Below are 10388 nucleotides of genomic sequence, written 5' to 3' on the forward strand. Positions count from 1 at the left end.
GGGTCAAGGCGCTGCTGCGCCGGGTCGACGCCATGGCGCGCAACTTGAAGATGGACGCCGGCAGCCTCGACCTCGGCCAGTTGTTCATCAACCCGCTGACCCGTGACGCCACCCTGCAAGGCCAGCGGCTGGACCTCACGCCCCGGGAATTCGACCTGCTGTACTTTTTCGCCCGCCAACCGGGCAAGGTATTCTCGCGCATGGACCTGCTCAACGCCGTGTGGGGCTACAGCCACGAAGGTTACGAACACACCGTCAATACCCATATCAACCGCCTGCGGGCCAAGGTCGAGGCCGATCCGGCCAACCCGGCGCGCATCCTCACGGTGTGGGGCCGTGGCTACAAGTTTGCCGAGCAATCGGCATGAGGCTGACCCTTACCCAGCGCCTGTCCCTGGTGTTCGCGCTGTTGCTGCTGATTTGCAGCGGCACGTCGGCCTGGCTGCAAGTGCGCTCCAACCACATGCATGAACTGGAAGTGGTGCAAGGCCTGTCCCGCGACCTCGCCGCGCACATCGCCCGGGATACGCAGTTGATGGACGCCGACGGTCTCAAGCCGGACGCGGTGCGCAACCTGTTCAGCCAGTTGATGCTGGTAAACCCGAGTGTCGAGGTGTACCTGCTGGACATTAACGGGCGTGTGGTCGGCAACGCTGCGCCCAGCGGCCACCTGCGCCGCGACCAGGTCAACCTGGAGCCGGTGCGCCGTTTCCTCAGCGGCGCGATGCTGCCGATCCTCGGCGACGACCCACGCAGCGTCGACGGCCTCAAGGTGTTCAGCGCCGCGCCGCTGCGGGTCAACGGCCAGCAGGCCGGCTACCTGTATGTGGTGCTGCTGGGCGAAGCCCATGATGTGTTCGACGCCCGGGATGCCACCGGCATGGCACTGAACATCGCCCTGTGGTCCATCGCCCTGGTGGCATTGTTGTGCTTGCTCGCGGGTTTGACCGCGTTCGCCTGGATCACCCGGCCCTTGCGGCAACTGACCGAGAAGGTCGGCCAGTTCGACATCAACGGCGCACCGAAAGTCCCGCAGGCCGTGGCGCCCGAGGTTGCCAGCCAGGATGAAATCGCCGTGCTCGACCACGCCTTCGTGCAGATGGAGAACCGCCTGGGTGAACAGTGGCGCGCCATCACCCATCAAGAGCAGGAACGCCGGGAGATGGTCGCGAATATTTCCCATGACCTGCGCACACCGCTGGCCTCCTTGCATGGCTACCTGGAAACCCTGTCCCTGAAAGACGCCAGCCTGACCCCGCAGGAACGCCGGCGTTACCTGGGCATCGCCCTCGACCAGAGCCGCAAGGTCGGCGGGCTGGCCCAGTCGCTGCTGGAACTGGTACGCCTGGAACACGGGTTTGTGCAGCCGGTCATCGAAGGCTTTTCAATACCCGACCTGGTGCAGGACATTTTCCAGAAGTTCGAACTGACCGCGGAAGCCCGGGCGATCACCCTCACCGCCAGCCTGCCGCCGGTGGTGCCAACCGTATTGGCCGACCTGGGCCTGATCGAACGGGTACTCACCAACCTGCTGGATAACGCCCTGCGCCATACACCGCCCAATGGCGAAGTTGAAGTGACCCTGGCCCCCAAGTCCGGTTTTGTTGAAGTCACGGTGAGCGACAGCGGCCCCGGTATTTCGGCGGATCTGCGCGAAGGTCTGTTCCTGCGCGCCTTCACCATTGGTGGGGCTCGACGCGATGGCGGCCTGGGCTTGCGCATCGTGCACCGGATCCTGCAACTGCACGGTCAGGAAATCCGCCTGATCGATGTGCCAGGACGCGGCGCGACGTTCACGTTCGCCCTAGAAACCCGAGCAGCAGTTCGTTGACCTTGGGCCCCTGCTCGTTCTGAATCCAGTGGCCGCAGTTGGCCAGGACGCTTTGTTGCAGGTTCGGCACGACGTCGGGCATGCGCTTGAGGGTGTGGGCTTCGAACACGCCGACCGGGTCGCGGTCGCCGATCAGGAACAGCGTCGGTTGCAGCACCTGCCTCCCGGCGAGGAACTCGGTGCGCTGCCAGTTGCGTTCGAAGTTGCGGTACCAGTTCAACGGGCCGCGAAAGCCGTCATTGGCGAAGGTCTGAACATACACGTCGAGGTCCTGCTGGCTGCACCAGGCCGGGAGCGTACCGGGCAGCGGCACACCTTCCAGCAGCTTCGCGCTGGCGGGTTTCTTCTGCAGGAAAACGCCCTGGTCCTGCATGAACAGCCGTAATGTCCGCTCGATATCGGCATCCAGTTCCTTTTCAGCCACGCCCGGGGCCTGGAAGTACAGGATGTAATTGAAGCGATCGGCGTACAGCTCGCGCATGATCTCGATCACCGGCCTGCGGGAGCGTCCGGCGAACGGTACCGACATCGTCACCAACTGGCTGACGCGCTCTGGCTCGAGCAACGCCAGGTGCCAGGCCACCACGGCGCCCCAGTCATGGCCAATCATGACGACCCGGCGATGCCCGAACAGGTCCATGGCGCCCTGGATATCGGCGCACAGGGTCAGCAGGTCATAGTCGGCCACTTCCGGCGGCGCGCTGGATTGTCCATAGCCGCGCATTTCCGGGACAAACACCCGATAACCCTGGGCCACCAGCGCCGGAATCTGCTCGCGCCAGGAGTGCCAGCACTCGGGAAACCCATGCAGCAACCACACCGGCGGGCCGCTCTCGGGGCCGGCGATGTGCACGTTCAACTCAATGCCGTTGACGTTGACCTTCTGCTGCTGGATTTCGCTCATCACTGGGTTCCTTGTGTGGGGTTCGCTCGCGGTATTCCCGGGGAGAACAAGCCATCACGCGCTTGAAAGCATTGCTGAAAGCGCTGTCTGACTGATAACCCAGGGACTGGCCGATCGTGGACACGCTGTTGTCGCTGGCTTTCAAGGCCTGTACCGCCAGGTGCATACGCCAGCGGGTCAGGTATTCCTGCGGTGCCAGCCCTACCCGTTGCTTGAAGTGCAAGGCGAAGGTGGAGCGGGATTGACTCGCCAGGCCGGCCATTTCACTCAATGTCCAGCGCCGGGCGGGCGCTGCGTGAATTTCCCGCAGCACCGGGGCCAGCCTTGGATCCGTCAAGGCTCCCAGCCAGCCGGTGGTATGGGTGCCCATGGAAGATTGATAGAGCCGCAGGATTTGCACCAGCATCATTTGCGCCAAATGCTCGGTCATCAGCGCCGCGCCTTGTAACGGGCTGGCGTATTCCCGGGCCAGGCGATCCAGGCACCAACGCAACACGGCGGCCTGTTCGGAGTTGGCACTCACGCGCAGCACCGGCGGCAGGCTATTCAGCAACAGTCGGGCGTCGTCCCCGTAGATAAATCGTCCGCCGATCAAGAACAGATCCACCGTGGCACCCACCGTGGCGATGCCTCCCACCGCATCGGCATACACCTCACGTGCATCGAGTCCTTCAGGGCACAGATTGCTGGACAGCCTCCACGGGCGTGCCTGGGTCAACAGGAAACAATCTCCCTCATACAAGCGTATCGGTACTGCCAGCCCTTCCACTTCCAGCCAGCAACTACCCTCCACCACCGCGTTGAACTTGATGCCATCCGGCGCCGCAAAGTCAATGGCCCAGGTGCCGCCAGCCTTCAGGCCGGCGAAGGTCGAGCGATGGCTTTTTAACAGTGCCAGCACATCGGAAAGGGTATCCATAAAGCTCCGGACGATCGCGACAGAAACACGGACTCTAGGGCATTCCGCGTCCGGGCTCCAGCGAGAGACTCTAGGCCTCCCATAAGGAGATCTTTCATGGCTGACAAACAAACCCCAATTGGCAGCGGCTTCGATGCCGGCACTACCGCCCAGCAAGCCTTGGCGAGCAGCGATTTGCGAGGCAAGACGGTGATTGTCACCGGTGGCTACTCCGGCATTGGCCTGGAAACGGTTCGCGTGTTGGTCGACGCGGGTGCGCAGGTGATCGTTCCCGCGCGGGATCCTGAAAAGGCCGAACGCAACCTCTCGGGCATCATCGGTGTTGAACACGCCAGCCTGGATTTACTCGACCCGATTTCCATCGACCGTTTTGCCGAAAACTTCCTCGCCAGCGACCGGGCATTGAACCTTCTGATCAATAGCGCCGGAATCATGGCCACACCACTGCAACGGGATACGCGAGGTTTCGAAGTGCAGTTCGCCACCAACCACCTGGGCCACTTCCAGCTAACCGCGCGGTTGTGGCCGGCGCTGCGTGAGGCTAATGGCGCACGAGTGGTTTCGGTATCATCCCTCGGCCATCGTCTCAGCCCTGTGCATTTCGATGACCCGCAATTTGAACACCGCCCCTATGACAAGTGGCTCGCCTACGGCCAATCAAAAACCGCCAACGCACTGTTCGCGGTAGCACTGGACCGACGAGGTAAAGCGGAGGGTGTGCGCGCATTTTCCGTGCACCCGGGGGAAATCCTCACCGACCTGATCCGCTACCTGGACAAGGACGACCTGGCATTCGTCGGCGCACTGGATGAGCACGGCAATATCCGCCGCGCCAGTCACTACAAGAACCCCGAGCAAGGCGCCGCGACCTCGGTGTGGTGCGCTGTCAGCCCGCAACTGGAGGGCATGGGCGGACTCTACTGCGAAGATTGCGATGTGGCCGCTTGGTCGCAGGATGACACCAGCCGTAACGGCGTATGGCCCTGGGCTGTCGACCCGGAGCAGGCCGAACGCTTATGGGCAGTGAGTCAGCAGTTGTGCAATGTCACGTTGTAGTCCGGGACCCCAGCGTTCATATTTGGCAGTCATGCACTGCCAATGAGCGACCTGAACCATGCAGCCTCCTGCCAGATACCTCGTGCCCCTTGCCGCCTCCCTTTGCGCCACCCTCGCCTGCGCCGACAGCCACGACCCACTGCTCGCAAAGCGCGTGGATGCGGTGGTCGACAGCGCCATTGCCGACAATCGCCTGGTGGGCACCGTGGTGCTGGTGCTGCGGGACGGGCAGCTGGTTTATCACCGTGCTGCCGGCTTGGCGGACCGCGAAGACGGGCGCCCGATGACAGAGGACACGATCTTTCGCCTGGCATCGGTGACCAAACCGCTGGTATCCGCCGCCGCGATGCACCTGGTGGAACAAGGTCGCTTGGGCCTGGACGATCCGGTCAGCCGCTGGCTGCCCGACTTCAATCCCAAGCTGGCGGATGGCACCATCCCGGTGATCACCGTCAGCCAGTTGCTTAACCACACAGCCGGCCTGAGCTATGGATTTCTGGAAAGCCCGCACGGACCCTACCGCACCGCCGGGGTTTCCGATGGTTTGGGCGAGCCGGAAATCAGCTTTGCCGAGAACCTGAAGCGCATCGCCAGCGTGCCCTTGAGTTACCCGCCGGGTACCCGCTGGCAGTATTCGATGGCCACCGATGTGCTGGGTGCGGTGCTGGAAAAGGCGTCCGGCCAGAGCCTGCCGGCATTGCTCCGCGACTCGGTGACCGAACCACTGGGGCTAAGCGATACCGGGTTTTCCGTGACGGATATAAAACGCCTGTCCGCCGCCTATCAGGATGGCTCGCCACAGCCGTTGCGCATGGTCGACAAGGCCACGATCACCTCGGGCAACAGCACCGCGCTGTTTGATGTGCGGCGGATTCTCGATCCCCAGTCCTACCCTTCCGGCGGCGCAGGCATGGCCGGGACGGCAGGTGATATTGCGCGGTTCCTGGAAACCATTCGCCGGGGCGGCGCTCCGATCCTGTCGGCACACAGCGTGCAGTTGATGGTCACCGATTCGGTCGGCGCCAAGGCGCAAACCCAGGACCCGGGCTGGGGGTTCGGTTATGGCTGGGCGGTGCTGGATGACCCGGCGTTGACAGGCACACCGCAATCCCGGGGCACCTTTGAATGGGGCGGCGCCTACGGTCACAGCTGGTTTGTCGACCCGCAGCAGAAGCTTACGGTGGTGGCACTGACCAATACGGCTTACGAAGGCATGTCCGGCCAGTTCACCCACCAGTTGCGGGATGCGGTGTATCCGCCGCAGTGATCGACCACCAGCGCGGCAATAGCTGCCGCACCCGCGCTTCGCCAAACCGGTCATCAATCAGCATTACCACCCCTCGGTCCTGCTGGCTGCGGATCACCCGGCCCGCGGCTTGCACCACCTTCTGGATGCCCGGATAAAGGTAGGTGTAGTCATAACCGGCGCCGAAAATCGCGCCCATCCGCAGCTTGAGCTGCTCGTTCACCGGGTTGAGTTGCGCCAGACCCAGGGTGGCGATAAACGCGCCGATCAGCCGGGTGCCCGGCAGGTCGATGCCTTCGCCGAATGCGCCGCCAAGCACGGCAAACCCGATGCCCTGACTGTGCTGGGTGAACTGGTCGAGAAATGCCTGGCGTTCAGCCTCGGCCATGCCCCGTGACTGCTGCCACAGCGGGATGCGCGGGTGCCGTTCGGCGAGCAATTGCGCCACTTGCTGCAGATAATCAAAACTGCTGAAAAACGCCAGGTAGTTGCCCGGCGCCTGGGCAAACTGCGCTGCAATCAGCTCGACGATGGGCTCCAGGGACGCCTGGCGATGCACAAACCGGGTGGAGATCCGGTCGACGATATGCACCCGCAGCTGCTCGGCCTTGAACGGTGATTCCACATCCACCCAGGCCGTGTCGGGCGGCATTCCCAGCAAGTCCGCGTAGTAGTGCCGTGGGCTCAGGGTTGCGGAAAACAGCACGCTGCTGCGGGCCGCCGTCAGCCGGGGCCGAATGAATTCGGCGGGCACCACGTTGCGAAGGCACAGGTTTGATGAACTGCGCTTGCCGCTGAGTTCGCGTTTGCTGATGTCGAAAATGAAGTGTTCGTTGAACAGCTCGGCGACCTTGGCAAACTGCAACGCCTCGAAGTAGAAGGCTTGCAGTTCGCCATTGAGTGCTTCGGGATAGTCGTTGAAATATTCACCCATGGCGCTGGTGCACAGACTCAGCGCCTGCAGCAGTTTGTCGGGTTTCTGGGCGTAGGCCTGATAAGGCGCCACTTGCTCCTTGTGCAGGGCATTCCACTCACGGTTCAGGCGCTGGAGCGGCTTTTTCAGCGGCTCGGGTGCGATCTCGCGCAGGGTCTTGAGCGTGTACTGGTCGAGGGCCGCGCTGTACATCGAGCGGCCACGCTCCACCAGGTTGTGGGCTTCGTCCACCAGCACCGCGACGCGCCACTGGTTGAGCTGGGCCAGGCCGAACAGCATGGCGCCGAAGTCGAAGTAATAGTTGTAGTCGGCGACCACCACGTCGGCCCAGCGTGCCATTTCCTGGCTCAGGTAATAGGGGCAGACGTCATGGGCCAAGGCGACTTCCCGCAGGTTGCGCTGGTCCAGCAGGCGCACGCGGGAAGCAGCTTCGCGGGCCGCCGGCAAGCGGTCATAAAAACCCTTCGCCAGTGGGCAGGAGTCGCCATGGCAGGCTTTGTCCAGGTGTTCGCAGGCCTTGTCCCGCGCCACCAGCTCCAGCACCCGCAATGGCAGATCGGGGCTGCTGTCATACAGCACTTGCGCCGCATCCAGCGCGAGTTTGCGGCCCGGGGTCTTGGCGGTCAGGAAGAACACCTTGTCCAGCTGTTGTGGCGCCATGGCCTTGAGCATCGGGAAAATCGTGCCGACGGTCTTGCCAATTCCGGTAGGCGCCTGGGCCATCAGGCAGCGGCCGGTGCTGACCGCCTTGTAGACCGTTTCCGCCAGGGCGCGCTGGCCTGGGCGAAACGCCGCATGGGGAAAGCCCAGGGTAACCGCTGCGGCATTGCGGGCTTCGCGCTGGTGCATTTCCTGTTCGGCCCAGCCGAGGAACAGGGCGCATTGCTGCACGAAGAATGCCTGCAGGTCATCAGCCTGAAACCGTTGGCTGAGCAGCGTCTCGTGCTCGCCAACAATGTCGAAGTACACCAGCGCCAGGACAATCTCCGACAACCCGAGCTTCTGGCACATCAACCAGCCGTAGACCTTGACCTGTGCCCAGTGCAGTTGCCGGTGGTTGGCCGGTTGTTTGTCCAGGTCGCCGCGATAGGTTTTCACCTCTTCCAGCTGGTTGCGGTCCGGGTCGTAGCCATCCGCCCTGCCCCGGACTTTCAACTGCTGGTATTCGCCCTCCAGCGCGACTTCATTCTGGTAATGGGCGCTGCGCCGCGAGGCCACCGTGCGGTGGCCGACAATCCCTTCCTGGGCACTGGGAGACGGGGTAAAACGCAGGTCGAGGTCGCCGACCTTGGCGGTGAATTCACATAATGCACGCACCGCGACGCTGTAGCTCAAGCGGCCTGCCCCGCCCAGCGCACATAACACACAGTGACGGGCATCTGGTGTTCGCCGCAGAACTCCAGCCAGCGCAGCTGGTTGTCCTGCAGGCGATCACCGGGGCCTTTGACTTCGATCATGCGGTAGGTTTTTTCTTCGGGCCAGAACTGGATCAGGTCGGGCATGCCGGCGCGGTTGGCGCGGATATCCAGCAGCAGGCGTTCGAACCAGTGGCGCAGGTGCGCCGCTGGCAGGCAGTCGAGGGCCTGATCGAGCAGTTCTTCGCTGAGCACGTTCCAGAACACGAAGGGTGACTGGATACCCCATTTGTCTACATAACGCTGGCGAATGGTGTGCTTGTAGCGCCCATCGTCCAGTTGGCCCAGGCACTCGGCGAACAGCTCGGCGCGCCGCAGATGAAAATCCTCGCTGTGCAGGTCTACCGGCCCGCGCTGGAACGGGTGGAAAAACGACCCCGGCAACGGCGCGAAAATCGCCGGCCAGCACAGCAGGCCAAACAGCGAATTGATCAGGCTGTTCTCGACGTAATGCACGGGTGCACCATGGTCGCTGAGGTGCGCCTGTACGCAATACTCCACCGACATCATCGGTTCCGGAGCCGGCAGTTCGAGGTCCAGGCGCACGATCTCGCGGGGTTTTGCCTTGGGCAGCGCCGGCTCGCCGAGCTTGCGTCGCAGCCTGGGTATCACGCGCAGCAAGTGCTGCTGTTCGGCAGCGCTTTCCGGGGCCTGTTGCGCCTCACGGGCCAGCCCCATCGCCTGGGCAAAATCCTCCTGGCGCTCCAGCACCCGGATCAGCCGCGCCCGTGCGCCGGGATAGGTGCAGCCCCGGTAGATAGCTTCCGCCAGGGCCAACTCGGCGCTGCGCTCACAATACTGGCCCACCTGGAACAACAGCTTGGCCCGACGTTTCTCCAGCCAGGGGTTGTCGGTGTGCAAGGTAGCGATTTGTTCCAGCACGCCATCGAGTGCCTCGCCCGCTTCAAAGGCCTGCTGGCACTGATGCAGGAACAGGAAGCCGTGCACATCGTCACGGCTGCGCAAACCGCGGGATTCGGCGCAGAATTCGACTTTCTCGTAGGTAAAGATGCCCAGGTCCGCCAGCACAAATTCCGACCAGTCCTGATAGAGATTACCGAAGAACATCAGGCGCAGGCGGTCGCACAGTTCCATCACGGTGAGGCTGTAAAGCTGATCGGCCAGGTCCGGGCACCAGTGCTGGAAGTGACGCAGTTCACAAAACTGCATTGACAGCGTTTCCAGCCAGTCAGCCTTCCTGGCCTTGGGTTGCTCGATCCAGGGTTTGAACGCCGCCAGGATTTCCGCTTTCTGCAACAGGCCGAACAGCTCGCCGAACGACAACAGGCATTGGTCCGTCACCCAACCCTGTTCCAGCAAAGGCACGACCGCCTCGTGCACCGCGCCGATCTCGACATAGTTGAGCTTGCCCGCCCGGAAATGCGCGCCCTTGCGCATCACCATGCGTACCAGTAACGCCTGGGATGCCTGCGGTAAGCTGTCAAATTGCTGAATGAAATGCTCTTCGTCCGGGGCCAGCAAATCGGCATAACGCTGCCCCAGCCAGGCGAGCACTTGGCGGAAGTTATGCAGGTAATAGAGCGGATCTTCTAGGGGATTGGACATTTCAGGCACTGGATCAACCACTGTTTATGCATACAGAGTGCCGTCCCTGACCGACTGTTGCAATCAGTAATAGATCAAAGGCACACGCAACTTTTTGCGTAATAATGATCAGATGGCTGTCAGCCACATTAAATGAGTCTCCCCCGACCGCTCAGGTGCGGGGTTTTCGAAGGATCAGGGTAAGGGTTATGAGCATGAAGAATTTGGGTCTGGCGGTGGGTATGTTCACGTTGCTGGTATTGGCCGGTTGCTCCACGCAGACGGTAGTGACGTTGCAGAACGGCACTCAATACCTGACCAAGGACGTGCCCAACGCGAAAACGGCCGATGGCTTCTACGAATTCACCGACATCGCCGGCAAGCATATTCGCGTCAAGGCCGATGACGTCGCGACCGTGATGAAGGAGAAATAAAAAGTGGGAGCCCGTCGGCTCCCACTTTTCTTTGCCATGCACGCCCCTGTGGGAGCCGGGCAATGATCGTTCCCACGTTCTACGTGGGAATGCATCCCGTGACG

At 62.4% G+C, this 10388-nt stretch carries 9 protein-coding genes; 5 read left to right on the plus strand and 4 right to left on the minus strand.

The features are described 5' to 3' along the window. Positions 1-368 (plus strand): response regulator transcription factor (locus HX817_RS31370; protein WP_256348758.1); only part of this gene is annotated, 368 nt, incomplete at its 5' end. After that, positions 365-1831 (plus strand): HAMP domain-containing sensor histidine kinase, encoded by a 1467-nt coding sequence (locus HX817_RS16090; RefSeq protein WP_008433761.1) that lies wholly within the window; start codon positions 365-367, stop codon positions 1829-1831. The genes HX817_RS31370 and HX817_RS16090, both read left to right, overlap by 4 nt. Here HX817_RS16090 and HX817_RS16095 read toward each other — a convergent pair. Together HX817_RS16095 and HX817_RS16100 are read right to left on the minus strand one after the other, a co-directional pair. Continuing rightward, complete coding sequence (locus HX817_RS16095) at positions 1794-2735, minus strand: alpha/beta fold hydrolase (protein WP_177040567.1); 942 nt, start codon at positions 2733-2735, stop codon at positions 1794-1796. The two genes, HX817_RS16090 and HX817_RS16095, sit on opposite strands and share 38 nt — an antisense overlap. Further along, positions 2692-3654, minus strand: coding sequence for an AraC family transcriptional regulator (locus HX817_RS16100; protein ID WP_177040568.1), 963 nt, complete (start codon positions 3652-3654; stop codon positions 2692-2694). Before HX817_RS16100 ends, HX817_RS16095 begins: the two co-directional genes overlap by 44 nt. A gap of 96 nt (positions 3655-3750) precedes the next feature. Here HX817_RS16100 and HX817_RS16105 point away from each other — a divergent pair, with 96 nt between their 5' ends. Together HX817_RS16105 and HX817_RS16110 are read left to right on the plus strand one after the other, a co-directional pair. Continuing rightward, positions 3751-4710, plus strand: a complete 960-nt coding sequence (locus tag HX817_RS16105; RefSeq protein WP_177040569.1) for an oxidoreductase — start codon at positions 3751-3753, stop codon at positions 4708-4710. 58 nt (positions 4711-4768) lie between these two features. Beyond that, on the plus strand, positions 4769-5977 hold the full coding sequence (locus tag HX817_RS16110) for a serine hydrolase (protein ID WP_177040570.1): 1209 nt from the start codon (positions 4769-4771) through the stop codon (positions 5975-5977). Here the strand turns inward: HX817_RS16110 and HX817_RS16115 are convergent. Together HX817_RS16115 and HX817_RS16120 are read right to left on the minus strand one after the other, a co-directional pair. Continuing rightward, a complete protein-coding gene (locus tag HX817_RS16115; RefSeq protein ID WP_177040571.1) occupies positions 5937-8225 on the minus strand; it encodes an ATP-dependent DNA helicase in 2289 nt (762 codons plus the stop codon). The genes HX817_RS16110 and HX817_RS16115 overlap by 41 nt on opposite strands. Next, entirely contained in the window at positions 8222-9871 is a 1650-nt protein-coding gene (locus HX817_RS16120; protein ID WP_177040572.1) for a VRR-NUC domain-containing protein, read from the minus strand. The genes HX817_RS16115 and HX817_RS16120 overlap by 4 nt, the downstream gene beginning before the upstream one ends. Before the next feature lie 188 nt (positions 9872-10059). Here HX817_RS16120 and HX817_RS16125 point away from each other — a divergent pair, with 188 nt between their 5' ends. Beyond that, positions 10060-10284 (plus strand): YgdI/YgdR family lipoprotein, encoded by a 225-nt coding sequence (locus tag HX817_RS16125; protein ID WP_102369114.1) that lies wholly within the window; start codon positions 10060-10062, stop codon positions 10282-10284. Positions 10285-10388: the final 104 nt, after the last annotated feature.

It is taken from the genome of Pseudomonas sp. C6002 (assembly GCF_013385805.1).
Classification (GTDB): Bacteria; Pseudomonadota; Gammaproteobacteria; order Pseudomonadales; family Pseudomonadaceae; genus Aquipseudomonas.